Here is a 22,177-nt window from a genome sequence, read left to right as displayed (position 1 = left end):
CTCACCCTCATTGAATGAACTGGAGTCATCGATGCACAAATCTCTCATCGCACTGGCCGCCGCCGCCGTGCTTGGCCTTGGCGCCGCATCTTCCGCCCAGGCGGCCACCCAGACCATCAGCTTCAGCGCCGACCGCGCCCTGGGCGCCACCAACTGGTCAGACACCCTGGGCCTGGGCAAGTTCGACAGCAACCTGGGCACCCTGACGTCGATCAAGTTCCATCTGGAAGGCGCCGTGCAGGGCAGCGGCCGGACGGAAAGCCTGGACGCCAGCGCGTCGAATGTGACCCTGAGCCTGGCCTCGCTGCTGACCTTGTACCGTCCCGACAATTCCACCCTGCTGGTGGCCAATCCGCTGTTCACGCAGACCTTTGCCTTGAGCGCCTTCGATGGCAGCATCGATTTTGCCGGCACCTCGGGCGCCAGCACGGGCTTGCGCTCGAGCACGGGCTCGAATGGCTACACGAGCGCCAGCGCCAGCGACTTTGCCCTGTTTTCCTCGGCGGGCGGCGGTTTGATTTACCTGGGCTTGAATGCCATCGGCTCCTCGATGGGCAGCGGCGCGGGCAATTTGCTGACGCAGTTCCAGACGTCCGCTTCCGGCCGCGTGGCAGTGACGTATGAATACGTGAGCGCCGTGCCGGAGCCGGAAACCTATGCCATGCTGCTGACGGGGCTGGCGCTGGCCGGCGTGATGGCGCGCCGCCGCAAGCCCCGCGCCTGATCAGCGCCGGCCGCGCCCGGCGATCAGCTGGGCGATCTCGCTGAACAGTTCATTGTTCAGCGAGGCGGGCAGGGAGGTGGCCAGGCTGCGGCTGTAGTAGGCGCCCAGGTCCAGGCCCAGGCCCAGCCCGCAAATTTCCACGGCGCCCTGCGCTTCGCGGCGCGCCACCACCTGTTTCAGATGTTGCGCCAGGTAAAACTCGTCGTTGGCCAGGTTCGTGGCCGTATCCATCGGGCAACCATCTGACACCACGAGCAGGATGCGCCGCCGCTCCGGCCGTGCCAGCATGCGCGTGCACGCCCAGTCCACGGCTTCGCCATCGACGCCTTCGCGGTACAGGTCCGCCTTCAGCAGGGCCGCGATGTCGGGCCGCGCGCGGCGCCAGCTCGTGTCGCCATCCTTGAACACCATGTGCACGAGTTCGTTCAAGCGGCCCGGATGGAGCGGAGAGCGGGCGCGCATCCAGTCGCGTTTGACTCTTCCCCCGTTCCAGGCGCCCGTCGTAAAGCCCAGCAACTCCGTCCTGATGCCGGCCTGGTCCAGCGCGCGCAGCAATATATCCAGCAGCACGGCCACGGATTGCGCATGCGTCTTCATGGAGCCGGAGCAGTCGACGAGGAAGGTGACGAGGCAATCGGCCTGGGGCAGGAATTGTTCCTTGCGAAACAATCTGCGCTCGGAAGGCGAGCTGATCAGCTGCGCCAGGCGGCGTCCGTCGATATAACCGTCTTCCTCGCCGAACGACCAGCCGTCGCGCTCGGGCACGGCCAGCAATTGCGTGAAACGCCGCGCCAGGCGGGCCGTGTTGATGCCCAGGCTGGCGATGTGCGCGTCCATGCGTTCGCGGTATTCCAGCAGCAGGGCGCGGCGCACCAGCTCGCCCGCCTTGTCTTCGCGGTCGTAGGCCGTGGCGTAAGCCTTGTAGGCGCCACCGCCGTCGCCATCGCTGAAGGCGCGGCTCTCGCCCAGCGGGGCGGCATCGGGCTGCTGCTCGTTGTCGCTGTCGAAATCGAGCAGCAGCCTGAACGCCGCCTGTGCTTTCGCGTCGCCGGCCGCGTCCTGGCTGCCATCGCGCGCCGCCTGCGCCTCCTGCAGCATGGCGTCGACCGCGTGGGCGATGGCCAGCGCGTGGCGCGCATAGGCGGCCTGGTCGGCGCGGTGGCGGCGCAGGCCCGCCAGGTCGCCGCTCAATGCGGAGGACACGGACCAGCGCGTCGCCTCGATAAAATCTTCCGTCTTTTCCAGCACCGGCCGGGCCGTCAGGCGCGACCAGCACATCTGGAACACGGTATACAAGAGCAAGCCCGACGCGTCTTCGGCCAGGCCGGAATCGTAGAACGCATGCGACCATGCCGTGAAACGGTGGCGCAGGTTGGCGATGACGCCGGCATGTTGATCTGGCGCAAGCGTTTCCACCCTCAACTGTTCCAGCAGCTCGAAGACGAGGCGCGCCACGGGGTCAAGCGGACACAGCGACTTGTGCAGGGCCGCATCCGTGTGCAGCAAACGCAGGGCCACGCTGTCGGCCGCGCCGCGCAGCGAGGGTAAATCCTCGAGCGCCGCGTCGGGCTGCAGATGGGCCGCATGGATGGGCAGGGGACGGTGGCCGTCGTGCAGGCGCCGGCCCCGGTAGCGTATCGCCGCCAGGCCGCTGAGGGCCCGGATGGCGCCCGCGCACAGTTCATCCGTTTCCTGCTGCGCGCGCGTGTAAGGGGCAGGCGCGGTCGCTTCCGTATTCATGCCTGGCTCGCCAGCAATTCCTCATTGAAACAGCGCTGGTAATACTCGGCCACCATGGGCCGCTCGGCCTCGTCGCATTTGTTGAGGAAGGACAAACGGAAGGCCAGCGCCGGGTCGCGGAAGATCTGGCAATTCTCGGCCCACGTAATCACCGTGCGCGGCGACATCAGGCAAGCCAGGTCGCCCGCCGCATAGCCGTGGCGCGTCAGGCTGGCCACGGCCACCATGGCGGCAGCCAGCTGGCGGCCCGCTTCATCGTTCATGGCGGGGACACGCGCCAGCACGATGTCCGTTTCTTCGTCCTGCGGAAGATAGTTCAGGGTGGCAACGATATTCCAGCGGTCGATCTGCGCGTGGTTGAGCACCTGCGTGCCGTGGTACATGCCGTTCAGGTTGCCCAGGCCCACCGTATTCGAGGTGGCGAACAGGCGGAAGTGGGGGTGGGGCGTGATGACGCGGTTCTGGTCCAGTAGGGTGAACTTGCCGTCGCGCTCGAGGATGCGCTGGATGACGAACATCACGTCGGGGCGGCCCGCATCGTACTCGTCGAAGATCAGGGCCACGGGCCGTTGCAAGGACCAGGGCACGATGCCTTCCTGGAATTCCGTTACCTGCTGCTGCTCGCGCAGCACGATGGCGTCCTTGCCGACCAGGTCCAGGCGGCTGATGTGGCCGTCCAGGTTGACGCGCACGCAGGGCCAGTTCAGGCGCGCCGCCACCTGCTCGATGTGCGTGGACTTGCCCGTGCCGTGCAAGCCCTGCACCATCACGCGGCGGTTATGCGTGAAGCCGGCCAGAATCGCCAGGGTCACGTCCTTGTTGAAGCGGTAGGCGGGGTCGATGTCGGGCACATGCGGGTCGCGCTCCGTGAAGACGGGCACGAGCAGCTCGCTGTCGATATGGAACAGGCTGCGCACGGACTGCAAGGTTTGCGCCGCTGCGGCGGGGGGATGTTGGCGTGAATCTGGCACCTTGTTCTCCTGTGAAGCCGCAGCATGGGCGCTACGGCGGTTATGTGTGAGCTGCGGAGTTACTTGATTGCAATGCGTCGCCGTTCCCGCCCGTCGTCGGCATGGTTTCCGATTCGATGGCGGCCAGGGCTTGGGCAGCGCGTTGCAATGCTGGCAAGAAATGTAAAGCCTTGTCGTGCGTCAAACGGATGATGGGCGCCTGGATCGCCACGGCCAGGTTCGAGCGGCCGTTCGGGTTCGGCACCAGCACGGCCACGCACAGCAGGCCGGGCAGGAATTCCTCGTCGTCCAGCGCGTAGCCGTTGCGGCGCACCAGTTCCAGTTCGCGCTCCAGCTTGACGGGGTCCGTTTCCGTCTTGTCCGTAAAACGCGTCAATTCCATGTGGCCCAGCAGGCGGCGCCGTTGCACGGGCGTCATTTGCGCCAGGAACAGCTTGCCGCTGGACGAGCAGTGGGCCGGTACCCGGGAACCGGGATGCAGGTAGAAGCGCAGCGGCGCCGCCGTTTCCACGCGGTCCAGGTACACCACTTCGCTGCCGCTGAAGGCCGTCAGGTTGCAGCTTTCGCCCACTTCCTCGACCAGCTGGCGCAAGACCATGCGGCGGGCGCCATGGAAAGTGTTGTTAATCAGTAAGTTCGACGCGAGGCGGCGCAGGCGCACGCCCGTGCTGTAGTGTCGGCCATCGCTTTCGCGCTGCAGCACGCCCACGCTTTCCAGCTGTTGCAGCATGCGGTGCAGGGTGGGTTTCGGTAATCCTGTCTCCTCCACCAGCGCCTGCAGCGACAGCAGCTGGTCTTTCTCGGCAATCACTTCCAGCAAGGCAAACAAACGCATCGTGGGCGTGTCGCCTTCCAGTTTTTCCGGCTCAAATTTTGGGGATGAAATCATGTCCATGGTGGCCTCGGTTGGGTAGCTCTGAGTGTTACTTCAGCTTATTTCATTTTCGAACTCAAATTGTACCGTTTCCTTGAAATTCTGTTTGACTTTTGATTGCCTAGCGCTTAAATTGAATTGTATATCAAATTTCGGAACAAAATATACCGTTTTTTGATAAATTAGTTGATGAATTCAACAGCCACAGTTACCACAGACCAGGAGACACCCATGAATGACATGACCGAGCAAAAAGCCGCCGCCGCAGCGGCCACCCCCACCGGCCCGCAAAAGATGACGCCGTCCGAAGCGTTCGTGGAAACCCTGGCCGCCAATGGCGTGACCGACATGTTCGGCATCATGGGCTCGGCCTTCATGGACCCGATGGACATTTTCGCGCCGGCCGGCATCCGCTTGATTCCCGTCGTGCACGAGCAGGGCGCCGGCCACATGGCCGACGGTTATGCCCGCGTCTCGGGCCGCCATGGCGTCGTCATCGGCCAGAACGGCCCCGGCATCAGCAATTGCGTCACGGCCATTGCCGCCGCCTACTGGGCGCACACCCCGGTCGTCATCATCACGCCGGAAACGGGCACCATGAGCATGGGCCTGGGCGGCTTCCAGGAAGCCAATCAATTGCCGATGTTCGAGGAATTTACGAAATATCAAGGCCACGTCACCAATCCGGCCCGCATGGCGGAATTCACGGGCCGCTGCTTCGACCGCGCCATGTCGGAAATGGGACCGACGCAACTGAACATCCCGCGCGATTATTTCTATGGCGAAATCAAGGCCGAGATTCCGAAACCGAGCCGCCTGGACCGCGGCGCCGGCGGCGAGCAAAGCCTCGACGATGCGGCCGAACTGCTGGCGAAGGCCAAGTTCCCCGTGATTATCTCGGGCGGCGGCGTCGTCATGGGCGAAGCGATCGAGGAATGCAAGGCCCTGGCCGAGCGCCTCGGCGCGCCGGTGGTGAACAGCTATCTGCACAACGACTCGTTTCCCGCCAGCCATCCGCTGTGGTGCGGTCCGCTCGGCTATCAAGGCTCGAAGGCGGCCATGAAACTGATCGCCCAGGCCGACGTCGTCGTCGCCCTCGGTTCGCGCCTGGGACCGTTCGGCACCCTGCCGCAGCACGGCATGGATTACTGGCCGAAGAATGCCAAGATCATCCAGATCGACGCCGACAACAAGATGCTGGGCCTGGTGAAAAAGATTTCGGTGGGCATCTGCGGCGACGCCAAGGCGGCGGCGAAAGCGATTCTGGCCCGCCTGGACGGCAAGACGCTCGATTGCGACGCCACGCGCGGCGCGCGCAAGGCCACCATCGAGGCGGAAAAAGCCGCGTGGGAAGACGAACTGGACAACTGGACGCACGAGAAAGATGCGTACAGCCTGGACATGATCGAAGAGCAGAAGAAGGAGCCGGGCAACTACCTGCACCCGCGCCAGGTCTTGCGCGAGCTGGAAAAAGCCATGCCGGAAGACGTGATGGTGTCGACCGACATCGGCAACATCAACTCGGTGGCCAACAGTTACCTGCGCTTTGAAAAGCCGCGCAGCTTCTTTGCGGCGATGAGCTTTGGCAACTGCGGCTACGCGTTCCCGACGATTATCGGCGCGAAAGTGGCGGCGCCGCACCGTCCGGCCGTGTCGTATGCGGGCGACGGCGCCTGGGGCATGAGCCTGATGGAAACGATGACCTGCGTGCGCCACAACATTCCCGTGACGGCCGTGGTGTTCCACAACCGCCAGTGGGGCGCGGAAAAGAAAAACCAGGTGGATTTCTACAACCGCCGCTTCGTTGCCGGTGAGCTCGACAACCAGAGCTTCGCGGAAATTGCGCGGGCCATGGGCGCCGAAGGCATCACGGTCGACAAGCTGGAAGACGTGGGACCGGCGCTGAAGAAGGCGATCGCCATGCAGATGAATGAAGGCAAGACGACCATCATCGAAATCATGTGCACGCGCGAGCTGGGCGACCCGTTCCGCCGCGATGCGCTGAGCAAGCCTATCCGTCACCTGGACAAGTACAAAGATTACGTCTAAGTAAGCCGGCCTGTGAGGATCTGGCTTGTGACCAAATTCTCACAAATTGTCACGGAAACATCATAATTTCATTAAAGAATACAAGGCGTCCCGTTTTTTGGATTATTTGATTTGACAAGGCCATGCTTAAGGCTTAAATTCAATAAAAGACAAAAAACGGAACGTAGCGTATCAAAAACGATTTACGGAGACCACCATGAACCACCCTGTACCGCACACCGACGCCGTCACCATCGACTTCCTGCAAGCGTTCGGCGACGCCTGGAACCGCCACGATATCGAGGCCCTGATGGCCGCCATGGCCGACGACTGCGAATTCCACGCCGTCGCCGGCCCTGACTTGCTGGGCAAGAGTTTTGTCGGCCGCGACGCCGTGCGCGCCGGTTTCGAGCTGGCCTGGCAAACCTTTCCCGATGCCGCCTGGCTCAACCCGGAACACTTCGTCAGCGGCCAGCGCGGCGTGACGGAGTCGACCTTTGCCGGCACCAAGGCGGACGGCACGCGCATCGAAGCGCGCATGGTCGATATCTTCACCTTCCGCGACGGCAAGATTGCCGTGAAGAACGCCTTCCGCAAGGATCGCCCACCCGTCGTCAAAGCTTAAGCCAGCACGTTCACCAGGAATGATCATGAACAAACCTGTCGACACCCCATCTGACGTACTGGGCAGCAGCACGGCCGCCCGCACGGCCTACGATCCCGCCTACGATCCGCTGGTGGCCCAGCGCCCCGGCCACGGCAATGCCTACGCGCCCACCTACTGGATAGGCACGGCCGGCGAGCCGCCCGCCGACGACGGCCCCATCACGCATGACATCGACGTCGACGTAGCCATCATCGGTTCCGGCTTCACGGGCCTGTCCTGCGCCATCTTCCTGGCCCAGGAACACGGCATCAAGGCCACCGTGCTGGAAGCGAACCGGGTCAGCTGGGGCTGCAGCACGCGCAACGGCGGCCAGGCCCAGTGCACGACGGGCCGCCTGAAGCGCTCGCAGTGGATCGCCCGTTACGGCATGGACACGGCCCTGAAACTGCACACGGAAGTGTGCGACGCAATGCAGACCTTCAAGAAGATCACGGCCGACATCGATTGCGACCCGCAGCCGGGCGGCCACCTGTACATCGCCCACAAGGCGAAAGCCATGCCCGCGCTGGAAAAAGAAGCCAAGGTCATGCGCGAGATCTTCAAGTACGACGCGCGCATCCTCGACGCCGACACCGTCAAGCGTGAATTCGTCGACGACAAGGAAGCGGCCGGCGCCCTGCACGAGCCGGAAGGCATCGGCATCCACGCGGGCAAGCTGGCCTTCGGCTACCTGCGCAAGGCGCGCGCGCTGGGCGCCAAAGTGCATCCATCGAGCCCCGTGATGGGCTGGGAAACGCGCAACGGCGTGCATTACCTGCAAACGCCGGGCGGCGTGGTGCGCGCCCGCGCCGTGGCCGTGGCCACGGGCGGCTACACCTCGCCCCACCTGCATGCGCAAGTGAAGAACCGTTTGCTGCCTATCCTGTCCAATTCCATCGTCACCCGTCCCTTGACCGCGGCGGAAATCGAGGCGTGCAACTTCCGCACCCACCAGGTGATCACGGATACGCGCATCCTGCGCCACTACTACCGCTTGATGCCGGACAACCGCGTGCAGATCGGCAGCCGCAGCGCCATCACGGGCGCCGACGCGCCGGACGACAGATACAAACAGTTTTTGATCAACGACCTGCACCGCAAGTTCCCCGCGCTGACCGGTATTCCCATCGATTACTCGTGGTGGGGCTGGGTCGACGTCAGCCACGACATGATGCCGCGCATCGTGCAGCCGGACCCGAAGCAATCGATCTTCTATTCGCTCGGCTACGGCGGCAACGGCGTCATGTATTCGGCGCAGGCGGGCCGGCGCATGGCCGAGCGCATCGCGGGCAAGGCCAGCGACACGGGCTTGCCGATCTTTAATTCGAAATTGCCGTATCCCAACATGATGGAACTGGTCGAGTCGCAAGCGTTCGCCCCGTTCCGCCGCCTGGGCCAGCGCTTCCTGTACCGCTGGTATCACTTGAAGGATGAAGTGTTTTAAATAGCTGTAGCCGTACTAAGCCGCCGTATGGTTGACAAAGAGCAACCAGCGGCGCCATCCGCAAGGATGAGATTGCCCGAACGTTCACACATAACAATAACTTGGAGTGAGACATGAACACCTACACGAGCAAAACCCCGAGCAAAACGGTTTTTTCAACGCTGCGCCGCGCCGTCCTCGGCACCCTGGTGCTGGGCGTGGCGGTCGCATCGAGCGGCACGGCCTTCGCGCAAGGCAAGGAAGTGACGATTGCCTACCAGGAAATCAACGGCCCGTTCCTGGTGGCCATCGCCAGCGGCGAAGTGGAAAAGACCACCGGCTATAAAATCAACTGGCGCAAGTTCGACTCGGGCGCCAAGGTAGCCACCGGCATGGCGTCCGGCGACGTGCAGATCGGCGTCATCGGTTCGAGCCCATTGACGGCGGCCGTCAGCCGCGGCGTCGACCTGCAGCTGTTCTGGATCATCGACGACATCAACGAAGCCGAAGCGATGGTGGCCCGCAACGGCGCCGGCATCAGCAAGCCGACCGACTTGCGCGGCAAGAAGATCGCCGTGCCATTCGTTTCCACCACACACTTCCACACCATGTTCGCGCTGGAAACGTGGGGCATCAAGCCCACGGAAGTGAAGCTGCTCAATATGCAGCCGAACCAGATCGCCGCCGCCTGGGAGCGGGGCGACATCGATGCCGCCTTCGTGTGGGACCCGGCCTTGAGCAAACTCAAGCAAAACGGCAAGGTGCTGGTGACCTCCGGCGAACTGAGCAAGAAGGGCAAGGCCACGTTTGACGGCATGGCCGTCGAGCGCGCCTGGGGCGAGGCGAACGCCGACTTCATGGCCAAGTTCGTCAAGGTGATGGCCGCCGCCGACGCCGACTACCGCGCCAATCCGAAGGCGTGGACCATTGATTCCCCGCAAGTGAAAGCCAACGTCAAGCATTCGGGCGCGGCCGCCAAGGACGTGGCCGCTTCTGTGGCCCTGTACGCCTATCCATCGCTGCAGGAACAGGCTTCGCCGGCCTGGCTCGGTGGCGGCGCGAAAGGCGGCGTGGCGCAAGCCTTGCTGGCCACGGCGCAGTTTTTGAAAGCTGAAGGCAAGATCGACAGCCTGGCTCCCGATTACGCCAAATATGTGACACCCAGGTATGCCCAGGCCGCCGGCCTGCTGAAGTAAACGTGGTGCGATGGCGCGCCCGCGGGCGCGCTGACTGAACAGAATGCGTTGAACTGAAGTGACTACACCTATGCGGGGCACATGATGGAAAATCTCTACGTCAAGGATGTCAGCGTGATTTATCCGGGCAAGACGGCCGGTGAACGCGTACATGCCTTAAATAATATCAATCTGACTATCAACAGCGGCGACTTCGTCGTCGCGCTGGGCGCCTCGGGCTGTGGCAAGACAACCTTGCTGAGCCTGATGGCGGGCTTTATCGCCCCGTCCAAGGGGGAAATCATGCTTGGAGACAACAAGGTGGAAGGGCCGGGCGCCGACCGCGGCGTGGTGTTCCAGAAGCACGCCTTGCTGCCGTGGCTGAACGTCATGGAAAACGTGGAATTCGGCCTCAAGCTGCAAGGCGTGCCGAAAGCCGTGCGGCGCGAACAGGCGGCCAAGAACCTGGCGCTTGTCGGCTTGAAGGACTTTCACGACAATATGATTTATCAGTTGTCAGGCGGCATGCAGCAAAGGGTCGGCATCGCCCGCGCCCTGACCAGCAATCCCGCCATGCTGCTGATGGATGAACCGATGGCGGCGCTCGACGCGCTGACCCGCGAAACCATCCAGGAGTTGCTGCTCGATATCTGGGCCAAGTCCAGCACCATGTTCTTCTTCATTACCCACAGCGTCGACGAGGCGCTGTTCCTGGCGAACCGGCTGATCGTCATGTCGCCCCGTCCGGGCCGCATCACGCACACGTATGAACTCGATTTCAACAAGCGCTTCCTCGAATGCCGCGATGCGCGCGCCGTGAAATCGAGCCCGGACTTCATCAAGATGCGCGAAACGGTGCTCAACATCATTTATGGCGACGAACGCGCCGTCAACAAAGAGCTGGAGGTGTCCCATGCATAGCCCATCCGCCGTGGGATTTCCTCCCACCACAGCCAAGCGCGCCGGCTTTTTTGGCCGCCTGTTCGCCCCCCGCTGCGCCATGCCCGGCGAAGCGTTCGGCGCGCCGGGGCAGGGCAATTCCAGCCGCATCGCCACCGTCACCGTCATCGCCGTGCTCTTGCTGTGGTTAGCCGTGACGGCCAGCGGCCTCGTGAAACCGCTGTTCCTGCCGTCGCCGCAAGCCGTCTATGAAAAATTCATCATGGCGGCCACCACGGGCTTTGGCGGCGCCACCCTGTGGGAACACACGGTGGCCAGCCTGGTGCGCGTGTTCGGCGCCTTCGGCCTGGCTTGCCTGTTCGCCATCCCCGTCGGCGTGATGATGGGCGTCAACCGCGTGGCGCGCGGCATCTTCGATCCCTTGATCGAGTTCTACCGTCCGCTGCCGCCCCTCGCTTACTTGCCACTGGTTATCATCTGGTTCGGCATCGGCGAGTTTTCGAAGGTCTACCTGATCTTCCTGGCCATCTTTGCGCCGATGGCGATCGCGGCCCGCGCCGGCGTCAGCTCCGTGTCGCTGGAGCAAATCCATGCGGCCTACTCGATGGGCGCCACGCGTTTCCAGGTCATCGTGCACGTGATCCTGCGCGCCGCGATACCGGAGATCCTCACCGGCATGCGCATCGGCATCGGCGTGGGCTGGACCACCCTGGTGGCCGGCGAGATGGTGGCGGCCACGCGCGGCCTTGGCTACATGGTCCTGAGCGCTTCCGAGTTCCTCGCCAGCGACGTGGTGATCATGGGCATCATCGTGATCGGCTTCTTCGCTTTCCTGTTTGATTTGATGATGCGCTACCTCGAACGTACCCTCGTGCCATGGAAGGGCAAGGTGTAAGACGTTCCCGGGGAGTGGCGCGCACGCCACAAGTGTTGCGCGCCGCTTCCCTTTTTTTTAACCATTGCCGTGCCGATGTCGAGGCCGGCTCAACGTAACGCCCGGCAACGCCCCTTACTTTTCTCCCAGCGTGTTTTGCCCTCAGGCAACCGCGCCGGGCCGCTGCATTTCCAGATTGACTTATGGCATGCAGCCAACCAGACTGATTTGATGATGTATCGATGCTGCTTGACGGTGTTGCCTATATAAAACAAAGCCGCGCGGCAGGAACCAGCCGCAGCAGGCGAGGGCGCACCGGGCTTCAGAGATTTTCAGGAGACAAAACATGATTAGCGAATCGCATAACAGTACCGGCTTGCAGCACTCGCTGAAGCAACGCCACATGAGCATGATCGCCATCGGCGGCGTGATCGGCGCCGGCCTCTTCGTCGGCAGCGGCGTCATCGCCAAGGCCGCCGGCCCGGCCGCCATCCTTTCCTTCCTGCTCACGGGCGGCCTGGTCGTCCTGATCATGCGCATGCTGGGCGAGTTGGCCTCGTCCCTGCCCGTGGTCGGCTCCTTTTACGAATATGCGCGCCTGGCCTTCGACGACAAGCCGAAAGTGTCAAAATTCCTCGGCTTCATGAGCGGCTGGATGTACTGGTATTTCTGGGTCGTCGTCGTGGCCCTGGAAGCTATCGCCGGCGCCAAGCTGGTCAATTTCTGGCTGCCCGACGTGCCCTCGTGGGCCATCAGCCTGGTCTTGCTCGTCTCGATGACGGTGCTCAACCTGTTCTCGGTAAAAGCCTTCGGCGAATTCGAGTTCTGGTTCGCCTCGATCAAGGTGGTCGCCATCGTCGTCTTCCTGTTCGTCGGCGCCCTGTTCATCACGGGCAGCTTGCCTAACAGCATCCCGACCCTGGGCTTCCTGACCAGCCATGGCGGCTTCATGCCGCACGGCTGGGGGCCTGTATTGAGCGGCGCCGTCGCCGCCACGGCCTTTTATTCGGGCGCCGAAATCGTCACCATCGCCGCCGCCGAAACGTCGGACCCGGCCAAGGCCATCGCCCGCGCCACCAATTCCGTCGTCATGCGCGTGCTGATGTTTTATGTGGGCTCGATGTTCGTCGTCGTCTGCATCGTGCCCTGGGATACGCCGGCCATCGCCACGCCTTTCGTCAGCGCCCTGACGGTCATGAACATTCCGTACGCGGCCCACATCATGAACGCCATCATTTTGACGGCCGTGCTGTCGGCCCTGAATTCCAGCCTGTATGCCTCGTCGCGCATGATCTTCGCGCTGACGCGCCGCGGCGACGCGCCCACGGGCCTGGTCAAGCTGAGCAAGAATGGCGTGCCCGTTCGCGCCATTTTGTTCAGCACCCTGTTCGCCTACTTCGCCATTGCCGTTTCGTATGTGTCGGCCGACCTGGTTTTCCCCTTCATCGTCAATTCCTACGGCATTCTGATCCTGTTCGTCTACCTGCTCATTGCGATATCTCAATTGCGCCTGCGCCGCCGCCTGGAACGCGAATGCCCGGAACGCATCAAGGTGCGCATGTGGCTGTTCCCTTACCTGACGTATTTCACCATCTTCGCCATGCTGGTGATCCTGGGCGCCATGAGCGTGTCGTCCGATACGGAGCAGCGCGTGTCGTTCTGGTTCGGCTTGTTGAGCGTGGTCATCATGAGCGTCATGTACTACATCAAGAAACTGGTCAATGACGACCGCAACGGCGGTGCCTCCGCCGACACCAAAGTGGAGCTCAAACATGTCTGACACGACCTTGTTGCCTGCAGGACGGCGCCGCTTCCTGCGTCAGACGGCCGCCCTGGGCGCCGCCGCCGTGGCGGGACCGGCGCTTGCCGCCTCCGCTTCCGTTACCTTGCCGTTTGAAAATGGCGAGCGCGAACTGGTGGCTTTCCCGCAAAAGCGCCCGCTGATCCTGCTGACCAGCCGCCCGCCCCAGCTGGAAACGCCGTTCAGCGTCTTCAATGAAGGCGCGATTACCCCCAACGACGCGTTTTTCGTGCGCTACCACTGGAGCGGCTTGCCGACCAGCATAGATGGCGGCAGCTATCGCTTGCGCATCGCCGGCCTCGTGAAAACGCCGCTGGAATTGTCGCTGGCGCAGCTGAAACAGCTGGCCGATCCCGTGGATGTGGTGGCCGTGACGCAATGTTCGGGCAACAGCCGCGGCTTCTTTAGCCCGCGCGCCAACGGCGGGCAGCTGGGCAATGGCGCCATGGGCAATGCCCGCTGGACGGGCATCCCCCTGAAAACCGTGCTGGAAAAGGCCGGCATCGCGGCCAGTGCCGTGCAAGTGGCCTTCAACGGCCTGGAAACGCCGCCCGTGGGCGACGGTCCCGACTTCCAGAAAGCCTTGTCCGTCGAGCACATCATGGCCGGCGACGTGCTGCTGGCCTGGGCCATGAATGGCGAGGACATTCCTTTCCTCAACGGCTATCCGCTGCGCCTGATCGTGCCGGGCTACTACGGCACTTACTGGGTCAAGCACCTGAGCGACATCACGGTGCTCGACAAGCCCTTCGACGGCTTCTGGATGAGCACGGGCTACCGCATCCCCGACAACGGGTCCGGCTTCATCGAGCCGGGCACGCCCGTGGGCAAGACGACGCCGATCAGCCGCCTGAACGTGCGCTCCTTCATTACCAGCGTGCAAGATGGCGCGCAAGTGAAGGCGGGGCGCGACCTGGCGCTGCGCGGCATCGCCTTCGATGGCGGGCAGGGCATCAGCGAGGTGACCGTGTCGGTGGACGGCGGCCAGACGTGGCAGGAAGCGAAGCTGGGCAAGGACCTGGGGCGCTTCTCGTTCCGCGAGTGGACCATGCTCATGAAGGCGCCGCGCAAGGGCAGGCACGTGCTGATGGTGCGCGCCGTCAACCGCATCGGCCAGAGCCAGCCCATGAAAGCCCTGTGGAATCCCATGGGTTATATGCGCAACGTGGTGGAAACCACGCGCATCGACGCAGTGTGAGGAGAATGCCATGCTGACAAGAACACTCGCCGCCGCCGTGACCCTGATGCTTGCCGGCAGCGCCGGCGCGCTGGAAATCCATTTGCCACCGGAAACGGCCACGTATAAACCCAGCGATTTGCCCGGCTACCAGCTGGTGCAGCGTAACTGCATGACCTGTCACGCGGCCCAGTATGCGTCGAGCCAGCCGCCCGCCTCGCCGCGCGCCTACTGGGAAGCGACCGTCAAGAAGATGAAAAAGCCGTTCGGCGCGCAGTTTGACGACGCGGACATGCCGGCCATGGTCGACTACCTGGTGAAAACCTATGGCGCGGAGCGGGGCGCCGCAGCGCCTGCCGCTTTAGTGAAGCCCGCCGCGGCCGCTGTCGTGGCCGCCAGCGGCAAGGATGCGAAAACCTTGCTGGCAGCCAATGGCTGCATGGCTTGCCATGCCATCGAGCAGAAGGTGGTCGGCCCCGGCTTTGCCGAGGTGGCCGCCCGCTACAAGGGCCAGGACGGCGCCGCCGCCGTGGCGGCGAATATCCGCAGCGGCGGCGCCGGCAAATGGGGACCCGTGCCCATGCCGCCGTTCAGCCAGCTCAGCGTAGCCGACGCGGCCACGCTGGCCAAATATGTGCTGTCCAGGTAACGCCCGGCCAGCCCGGCCGCATCGCTGATCTTCTCTTCCTTTCCGCCAGCGTCCGCCACGTCAGCCCCCGGGTCCGACGTGGCGGACGCCCGCCTCGCCGGTTTTCCTCACTGCGATCCATACAGGCTGCCCCTCCCCCGCGTGGCGTCGCCGGAATGAGTTTTCAATAATATTATTTATCTATTGATAATTCGTTTTTGCAAGAATGTGACGTGCCAATGAGCAATAAAAAAGTGTGTCACGCGAGGCGGATCTGCGTATGTAAAAAATAACATTGTTTTGTATTGTGCTAATGCCAATATCTTGTCTGTTTTGCCGGCGGGTGGCGTGCCGGGAATACCATGTTGATAGTGTTTATATATTAACGTTGTTGTTATTGAGCAACGATGTTTTTCGTGGGAAGGCGCATTTTGTCGGCATTTTACGGGTTTTGCCGTGATTGCAGTCGAGGCTGCACCAATGTGGTGAGCGAGGCCATCAGGCAGGTATTTTCTCGTCCGATGAAGGGCTAAAATGGATCAATGTTGCTGAAGGGAATTTAATTTTTCGATTGTCATCGTATTTAACAATGATATCAAAAAATACTGCTTTTCAGCTCTTGTATTCCCCCGTCATTGCAGCCGCTGGCGGCGAGCATGGGCGCGGGCGCGCTGCCAGAAAGGATGACCTTGAACACCAAATTACTTCCCCTGACCCTGCTGCTTCTGATCCAGACCGCCTGGGCCGTCGATCCCCCCGGCGCCGGCAGCCAGCTGCAGCAGATTCCCGCCGCGCCCCAGTTGCCGAAAACGCCGCCGGCCATCCGCGTGCAGCAGGGCAACGTGCCGGCCGCCACGGTGGGCGACGCCACGCGCATCACCGTGCAGCGCCTGCGCATCACGGCGCCGCCCGTGTTTGCCGAAAGCGAGCTGGTCGCCGCCACGGGTTTTGTCCCCGGCAGCGAGCTGACCCTGGGCGAATTGCGCGCCATGGCGTCAAAAATTGCCAGCTATTACCAGAACCGCGGCTACTTCCTTGCGCAGGCCTATCTGCCGGCGCAGGATATCGAGGATGGCGTCGTCGCCATCGACGTGCTGCCGGGGCAATATGGCCAGGTGCAGCTGCGCAACCAGAGCAAGCTGTCCGACGGCCTGGCCGGCACCATATTGGCCGGTCTCGACGGGCAGGTGATCGCCACGCCGCCGCTGGAACGGCGCTTGCTGCTGTTGTCGGATTTGCCGGGCGTGCAGGTGAGCTCGACCCTGGCGCCGGGGGCGTCCTTGGGCGCGTCCGACCTGATCGTCGACGTGCAGCCCGGTTCGCGTTTCAACGGCAGCATCGACCTCGATAACCAGGGCAATCGCTACACGGGCCGCAACCGCATCGGCGCCACCCTGAACATCAATGAACTGGCCGGCCTCGGCGACGTGGCCACCGTGCGCGCGTTTACCTCGGCCGACGGCCTGAACTATGCCCGCCTGGCCTACCAGGGGCAGGCGGGTCTGCTGCGCCTGGGCGGCGCCTACACGTATATGGATTACAAACTGGGCAAGGAATTTGCCGTGCTTGACGCCAAGGGCACGGCGAAGATCGCCAGCGCCTACGGCAGTTATCCGCTGATCCGCTCGCGCAGCAATAACCTGTATGCGCAAGTGAGCTACGACGACAAGAAATTCCAGGACCGCACGGAATCGACGGGCAGCGTCAACGACAAGACGGCCAGGGTGTGGATGCTGAACCTGAATGGCGACAGCCGCGATGGCTGGGGCGGCGGCGGCGCGAGCACCTATTCCATCACTTTTACCACGGGCAAGATCGGCATCGGGACGCCGCTGGCGCTGCTGATCGACCAGCTGACGGTGAACAGCAATGGCCACTTCCATAAACTCAGCTTCAATGCGGCCCGCGTGCAAAGCCTGGGCGACGAGACGAGCTTGTTCGGCGTGCTCAGCGGCCAGGCAGCGTCGAAAAACCTCGATGTCTCCGAAAAGATGGGCCTGGGCGGCGTAGGCGGCGTGCGCGCCTATCCGGGCGGCGAGGCGTATGGCGACCAGGGCTATGTGCTGAACCTGGAGCTGCGCCGCAACGTGACGGCGTTCGCGGCCTTCCCGGGCCAGCTGCAGGTGCTGGCCTTTGCCGACACGGGTACCGTCAGGCTGAACCGCGACGCCTGGAGCGCCGGCGAGAACCGCCGCACCCTGAGCGGCGCCGGCGTGGGCGTGACGTGGGCGGGCGCCAATGCGCTTGTCCTGAAGGCGTATTACGCGCACAAGCTGGGCAGCGCCAAGGCGACCTCGGCACCCGATGCGGCAGGCCGTTTCTGGCTGCAAGCCATTAAATACTTCTAATTAAGACACGTTAATACAATCAGGACACTGCCATGAACCGCATCTACCGCTCCATCTGGAACCAGGCTACCGGCGCCTACGCCGCCGTTTCCGAAAACGTCAAATCCGCCGGCAAGCGCTCGCTGCCCGGCGGCAGCGGTGGCGGGGCGCATTTTGCCTTGACCGGCATGGCGGCGGCCCTGATGCTCGGCTATGGCTCGCTGGCCCTGGCGGGGCCGGCGGGCGGCACGCTGGTGGCGGGCCAGGCGACGATCAACGGCGCGCCGGGCGCCACGGTGATCAGGCAGGGCAGCCAGAACGCCGTGATCAACTGGGCCAGTTTCAATATCGGCAAGGGCGAGTCGGTGCAGTTCCAGCAGCCCAACAGCAATGCGGTGGCCCTGAACCGCGTGCTGGGCGGCGACGGCACTACCATCCTGGGCAACTTGTCGGCCAACGGCAAGGTGTTCATCGTCAATCCGAACGGCATCCTGTTCGGCCAGGGCGCGTCCGTAAACACGGCCGGCCTGGTGGCGTCCACCCTGGACGTCAGCAACGCCGACTTCATGGCGGGCAAGTACCAGTTTTCCGGCAATGGCACGGGGAAAGTCCTGAACCAGGGCAGCATCAGCGCGCCGGGCGGCTACGTGGCCCTGCTGGGCGCGCACGTCACGAACGAGGGCACGATCACGGCGCGCCTGGGCTCGGTAGCCCTGGCGGCCGGCAAGGCGATCACGCTGGACGTGGCCGGCGACGGCTTGCTCAATGTGGCCGTCAACACAGGCGCCGTGGGCGCTTTGGTCAGCAATGGCGGCCTGATCCAGGCCGACGGCGGCAGCGTGGTGCTCACGGCCCAGGCGGCGGGCGACTTGCTGAAAACCGCCGTCAACAACACGGGCGTGATCGAGGCGCACACGATAGCCACGCGCGGCGGCACGATCAAATTGCTCGGTGACATGCAAAGCGGCACGGTGCACGCGGCCGGCACGCTGGACGCCGGCGCGCCCGACGGCGGCAATGGCGGCTTCATCGATACTTCGGCCGCGCACGTCAAGATCGGCGATGCGCTGAAGGTGACGACGGCATCGAGCAAGGGCCTGGCCGGCACCTGGCTGATCGACCCGAGCGACTTCAATATCGCCGTTTCCGGCGGCGACATGACGGGCGCTTTCCTGAGCAACTCCTTGAAATCGGGCAATGTGCAGATCCAGAGCGTGTCGGGCGGCAGCGGCACGCAGGGCAACATCAACGTCAACGACAACGTCAACTGGACCGCCAACAAGCTGACCCTGACGGCGCAGAACAATATCAACATCAACAAGGCCATGCGCGGCGCGGGCACGGCCAGCCTGGCGCTCGAATACGGCCAGAGCGGGGTCGCCGCCGGCAACCTGTCGACGTACAACGTCAAGGCCGAGGTGGATTTGCCATCAGGCAATAACTTCAGCACCAAGCTGGGCAGCAATGGCGGCGTGACCGTGTATCAGGTGATCAACAGCCTGGGCGCCTTCAACAGCACCAGCGGCAGCGACGTGCAGGGCATGCAAGGCAATTTGTCCGGCAAGTACGTGCTGGGCAGCAACATCGATGCGCGCGGCACCTCCGGCTGGGATGGCGGCAGGGGATTTGCGCCCATCGGCAGCGATGCGGCGCCTTTCACGGGCACGCTCGACGGCCTGGGCCATGAAATCGTGGGGTTGACGATCAGCCGCCCTGACGTGCCCGTCGGCATGTTCGGCAGTATCGGTGCCGCTGGTGCCGTGCGCAATCTGGGTTTGAGCAATGTCAACGTTGCGGGGTCGGCAGCGACCTATGGCGCCAGCTACGCGGGCATAGGCGCGCTGGCTGCCGCCAATAATGGCAAGATCGATAACGTGTATAGCAGTGGTGCCGTGAGCGGCTCCGGCTATGTTAATCTGGGCGGACTGGTGGGCATCAATGCAGGCACGATCAGCAATAGCCGCGTCTCCGGCACGGTCGTCTCCGCGGGCGATCCCGGGCCGGGCGGCTACGGCGCGGCAGGCGGCTTTGTGGGCCTCAATGCCGTAGGCGGCTTGATCAAGAACAGTTCCAGCTCCGCCACCACCAGCTCCACGCGCTACGTGGCGGCCGGGCTGGTGGTCACCAACTCCGGTGCGATCAACGATAGCTATGCGACGGGCACCGTGAACGCAGGAGCCAATTATGGCGGCGGCCTGGTCAGCTTTAACAATGGCAGTATCAGCAATAGTTACGCGACCGGCGCGATGAACGCCTCGGGCAGTGCCGGCGGCCTGGTGGGGACCAATAACAGCGGCAGCGCGACCATCAGCAATAGCTACGCGACGGGCAAGGTCACCTCCACCGGCGGCTATGTCGGCGGCCTGGTGGGCCTGTTGCGCGGAACCTTGAGCAACAGCTATGCGACGGGCGACGTGCAGACCACCGGGCTGGCCGGCGGCGTGGTCGGCTACAACGTGGGCGGCACCATCACGAATGTCTATACCACCGGTAAGGTGACGGGCGGCGGCGCCAGCGTGGGCGCCATTGTCGGCGAGCACAATTCGGGCTCCGTCAACCGCGCCTATTTTGACAGCACGATCAATTCCGGCCTCAATGGCATCGGCCAGAGCTTCAATGGCGCCACCTCGAATGCGCAAGGGCTGAGCACGGCGCAGATGCTGGTATCGAGCAACTATGTGGGGTTCAATTTCACGACCACGGGCGGCGCCACCGGCAATAATTGGGTGGCGGTCAGCGCCGACGGCACGCTCAATGGCGCTGCCGGCACGCGCCCCATGCTGGCGTCGGAGTGGTCAAATACCATCAATTCCGCGCACCAGCTGCAATTGATGGCGATGAACAAGACTGCCAGCTACACCCTGGGCAGCAGCTTCAGCGCCGCCACGACGGCGGCCAATGGCCAGGATATATGGGGAACCACGGGCTTCATCCCCGTCGGCACGGCAGGTTCGGCCTTCACGGGCAGCCTCGACGGCACCGGCCATATCATTTCCAGCCTGACCATTGCCAAGGCGGGCGTGAACAACGTGGGCCTGTTCGGCGCCATCGGCAGCGGGGGCGTGGTGGCGAATGTGGGCTTGTCCGGCGGCAGCGTGACCGGAGGGACGAATGTGGGCGCCCTGGCCGGCAGCAATGCCGGCACGATCAGCGGCAGCTTTGCCACCAGCGGCGTGACGAGCACGTCCACCGGAGGCGGCCTGGTGGGCAGCAATACGGGCACGGTGGTGGACAGCTATGCCAGCGGGACCGTGAGCGGCACCAGCATCGTCGGCGGCCTCGTCGGCAGCAATGGCGGCAGCATCGCCAACAGCTATGCGAATGGCGGCGTAAGCGGTTCCGGCAGCGTGGGCGGCCTGGTGGGGGCCAGTACGGGCAGCGCCACGGGCAGCTATTGGGACACGACGGCCAGCGGCCAGGCGAATAGTATGGGCGGTACGGCCATGACGACGGCGCAGCTGAAAAACCTGTCGAATTACACGGGCGCCGGCTGGGAACTGGCGCAGATGTGGGTGGTCTACGACGGCCAGAGCGCGCCTTTCCTGCGCTCGTTCATGAAGCAGATCGCCGTGCGCGTTTCCTACGACAGCAAGGTGTATGACGGCGTGGCCTACGCAGGCGGCAGCAATAGCGTCACGTATTCGAACACGGTGGCAGGCGCCAGTCTGCTGGGCACGCCCGTGTATGCGGGCAATGCCGCCGGCGCCGTCAATGCGGGCACCTATGGCGTGTCGGCCAGCGGCCTGTACGCTTCGGGCGGCCAGTCCGGCTACGCCATCAGCTATATCGATGGCGGCCTGGTGATCACGCCCAAGTCCGTCACCCTGAGCGGCGCGGCGGTAGGGGACAAAGTGTACGACGGCACCACCGTGGCCGCCATCAGCGGCACGCTGAACGGCGTGCTGGCGGGCGACCTGGCCAATGTCAGTTCGACCGTGAATGGCACGTTTGCCAGCAAGAATGCCGGCAACGGCATCGCCGTGACGGTCAACGCGGCCCTGGGCGGCAGCGCCGGGGGCAACTATGCGCTGGTGCCGGTGAACGGCTTGACGGGCAATATCAGCAAGGCCACCATCAGCGGCGTGAGCGGCATTGTTGCTGGAAACAAAGTGTATGACGGCACTGCCACGGCCAGCCTGAACACGGCAGGCGCCACGTTTGCGGGCATGATCGGTGGCGACAGCCTGAGCGTGTCGGGCGCCAGCGGCAGTTTTGCCGACAAGAACGCGGGCACAGGCAAGACGGTCAGCATCAGCGGCATCGCGCTGGGCGGCACGGATGCCGGCAACTACAATTTGACCGGCACCACGGCCAGCAGCAGCGCCGACATCAGCAAGGCCACCATCAGCGGCGTGACCGGTATCGTTGCCGGAAATAAAGTGTACGACGGCGGCACGGCCGCCAGCCTGAACATGGCTGGGGCGTCGTTCACGGGCATGGTGGGCGGCGACAACCTGACGGTCTCGGGCGCCAGCGGCAGCTTTGCCGACAAAAACGCGGGCAATGGCAAGACGGTCAATATCAGCGGCATGGTCCTGGGCGGCACGGACGCTGGGAATTATGATTTTACCAATGCCACGGCCAGCAGCACGGCCAATATCAGCAAGGCCACCATCAGCGGCGTGAGCGGCATTGTTGCTGGAAACAAAGTGTATGACGGCAGCACGGCCGCCAGCCTGGATGCGGCGGGCGCCACGTTTGCGGGCATGATCGGTGGCGACAGCCTGACGGTCTCGGGCGCCAGCGGCAGCTTTGCCGACAAGAACGCGGGCACAGGCAAGACGGTCAGCATCAGCAGCATCGCGCTGGGGGGCACGGATGCCGGCAACTACAATTTGACCGGCACCACGGCCAGCAGCAGCGCCGACATCAGCAAGGCCACCATCAGC

The 22,177-nt window shown here is 63.6% G+C and carries 15 protein-coding genes; 12 read left to right on the top strand and 3 right to left on the bottom strand.

The features are described 5' to 3' along the window. The first annotated feature begins 31 nt into the window (after window positions 1–31). On the top strand, window positions 32–724 hold the full coding sequence (locus AC07VI_RS13915) for a choice-of-anchor E domain-containing protein (RefSeq protein WP_086147582.1): 693 nt from the start codon (window positions 32–34) through the stop codon (window positions 722–724). Here AC07VI_RS13915 and AC07VI_RS13910 read toward each other — a convergent pair whose 3' ends face one another. Genes AC07VI_RS13910 through AC07VI_RS13900 form a run of 3 tightly spaced genes read right to left on the bottom strand, consistent with a single transcriptional unit; the run spans window position 725 to window position 4,330 of the window. Then, window positions 725–2,464: a cobaltochelatase CobT-related protein gene (locus AC07VI_RS13910; protein WP_086147583.1), complete on the bottom strand. Its 1,740-nt coding sequence runs from the start codon at window positions 2,462–2,464 to the stop codon at window positions 725–727. Beyond that, on the bottom strand, window positions 2,461–3,435 hold the full coding sequence (locus tag AC07VI_RS13905; protein ID WP_253251974.1) for an AAA family ATPase: 975 nt from the start codon (window positions 3,433–3,435) through the stop codon (window positions 2,461–2,463). The genes AC07VI_RS13910 and AC07VI_RS13905 overlap by 4 nt, the downstream gene beginning before the upstream one ends. Before the next feature lie 40 nt (window positions 3,436–3,475). Beyond that, window positions 3,476–4,330, bottom strand: a complete 855-nt coding sequence (locus AC07VI_RS13900; protein WP_086147585.1) for an IclR family transcriptional regulator — start codon at window positions 4,328–4,330, stop codon at window positions 3,476–3,478. A gap of 219 nt (window positions 4,331–4,549) precedes the next feature. Here AC07VI_RS13900 and xsc point away from each other — a divergent pair, with 219 nt between their 5' ends. From xsc to AC07VI_RS13845, 11 genes are all read left to right on the top strand, one after another. After that, window positions 4,550–6,358, top strand: a complete 1,809-nt coding sequence (gene xsc / locus AC07VI_RS13895) for a sulfoacetaldehyde acetyltransferase (RefSeq protein ID WP_492996285.1) — start codon at window positions 4,550–4,552, stop codon at window positions 6,356–6,358. 196 nt (window positions 6,359–6,554) lie between these two features. Continuing rightward, entirely contained in the window at window positions 6,555–6,962 is a 408-nt protein-coding gene (locus tag AC07VI_RS13890; RefSeq protein ID WP_070290384.1) for a nuclear transport factor 2 family protein, read from the top strand. A 25-nt stretch (window positions 6,963–6,987) separates the two neighbouring features. Beyond that, window positions 6,988–8,427 (top strand): NAD(P)/FAD-dependent oxidoreductase, encoded by a 1,440-nt coding sequence (locus AC07VI_RS13885; protein ID WP_086148337.1) that lies wholly within the window; start codon window positions 6,988–6,990, stop codon window positions 8,425–8,427. Between the two features lie 113 nt (window positions 8,428–8,540). After that, the gene (gene tauA, locus AC07VI_RS13880) at window positions 8,541–9,602 is read left to right on the top strand and encodes a taurine ABC transporter substrate-binding protein (protein ID WP_099376167.1); all 1,062 of its coding nucleotides are present in this window, start codon (window positions 8,541–8,543) and stop codon (window positions 9,600–9,602) included. 84 nt (window positions 9,603–9,686) lie between these two features. Further along, a complete protein-coding gene (locus AC07VI_RS13875) occupies window positions 9,687–10,502 on the top strand; it encodes a taurine ABC transporter ATP-binding protein (protein ID WP_070219220.1) in 816 nt (271 codons plus the stop codon). 79 nt (window positions 10,503–10,581) lie between these two features. Beyond that, window positions 10,582–11,376, top strand: coding sequence for an ABC transporter permease subunit (locus tag AC07VI_RS13870; RefSeq protein ID WP_226936506.1), 795 nt, complete (start codon window positions 10,582–10,584; stop codon window positions 11,374–11,376). A gap of 325 nt (window positions 11,377–11,701) precedes the next feature. Continuing rightward, window positions 11,702–13,135: an amino acid permease gene (locus AC07VI_RS13865; RefSeq protein WP_086148334.1), complete on the top strand. Its 1,434-nt coding sequence runs from the start codon at window positions 11,702–11,704 to the stop codon at window positions 13,133–13,135. Beyond that, window positions 13,128–14,354 carry a SorA family sulfite dehydrogenase catalytic subunit gene (sorA, locus tag AC07VI_RS13860; protein WP_099376166.1) on the top strand — a complete coding sequence of 409 codons (1,227 nt, stop codon included), beginning with the start codon at window positions 13,128–13,130 and terminating at the stop codon, window positions 14,352–14,354. The genes AC07VI_RS13865 and sorA overlap by 8 nt, the downstream gene beginning before the upstream one ends. A gap of 10 nt (window positions 14,355–14,364) precedes the next feature. Further along, window positions 14,365–14,982, top strand: coding sequence for a SorB family sulfite dehydrogenase c-type cytochrome subunit (gene sorB / locus AC07VI_RS13855; RefSeq protein ID WP_086148332.1), 618 nt, complete (start codon window positions 14,365–14,367; stop codon window positions 14,980–14,982). A gap of 668 nt (window positions 14,983–15,650) precedes the next feature. Next, window positions 15,651–17,309: a ShlB/FhaC/HecB family hemolysin secretion/activation protein gene (locus AC07VI_RS13850; protein WP_492993303.1), complete on the top strand. Its 1,659-nt coding sequence runs from the start codon at window positions 15,651–15,653 to the stop codon at window positions 17,307–17,309. Window positions 17,310–17,341: 32 nt separating this feature from the next. Then, window positions 17,342–22,177, top strand: a 4,836-nt coding sequence (locus AC07VI_RS13845) for a beta strand repeat-containing protein (RefSeq protein WP_494808802.1), incomplete at its 3' end; no start/stop codon positions are given.

Source organism: Janthinobacterium sp. GW821-FHT03A03 (genome assembly GCF_059421435.1).
The sequence above is the reverse complement of the archived record's forward strand: the minus strand, read 5'-3'. Positions and strand labels throughout refer to the sequence as shown.

Excerpts from the sequence above, each read along its gene's own strand:
- AC07VI_RS13870 (WP_226936506.1), top strand. The coding sequence starts at position 10,582 with ATGCCCGGCGAAGCGTTCGGCGCGCCGGGGCAGGGCAATTCCAGCCGC.
- AC07VI_RS13885 (WP_086148337.1), top strand. The coding sequence starts at position 6,988 with ATGAACAAACCTGTCGACACCCCATCTGACGTACTGGGCAGCAGCACG.
- AC07VI_RS13900 (WP_086147585.1), bottom strand. The coding sequence starts at position 4,330 with ATGGACATGATTTCATCCCCAAAATTTGAGCCGGAAAAACTGGAAGGC.
- xsc (WP_492996285.1), top strand. The coding sequence starts at position 4,550 with ATGACCGAGCAAAAAGCCGCCGCCGCAGCGGCCACCCCCACCGGCCCG.
- tauA (WP_099376167.1), top strand. The coding sequence starts at position 8,541 with ATGAACACCTACACGAGCAAAACCCCGAGCAAAACGGTTTTTTCAACG.
- AC07VI_RS13865 (WP_086148334.1), top strand. The coding sequence starts at position 11,702 with ATGATTAGCGAATCGCATAACAGTACCGGCTTGCAGCACTCGCTGAAG.
- sorA (WP_099376166.1), top strand. The coding sequence starts at position 13,128 with ATGTCTGACACGACCTTGTTGCCTGCAGGACGGCGCCGCTTCCTGCGT.
- sorB (WP_086148332.1), top strand. The coding sequence starts at position 14,365 with ATGCTGACAAGAACACTCGCCGCCGCCGTGACCCTGATGCTTGCCGGC.
- AC07VI_RS13875 (WP_070219220.1), top strand. The coding sequence starts at position 9,687 with ATGGAAAATCTCTACGTCAAGGATGTCAGCGTGATTTATCCGGGCAAG.
- AC07VI_RS13915 (WP_086147582.1), top strand. The coding sequence starts at position 32 with ATGCACAAATCTCTCATCGCACTGGCCGCCGCCGCCGTGCTTGGCCTT.
- AC07VI_RS13910 (WP_086147583.1), bottom strand. The coding sequence starts at position 2,464 with ATGAATACGGAAGCGACCGCGCCTGCCCCTTACACGCGCGCGCAGCAG.
- AC07VI_RS13890 (WP_070290384.1), top strand. The coding sequence starts at position 6,555 with ATGAACCACCCTGTACCGCACACCGACGCCGTCACCATCGACTTCCTG.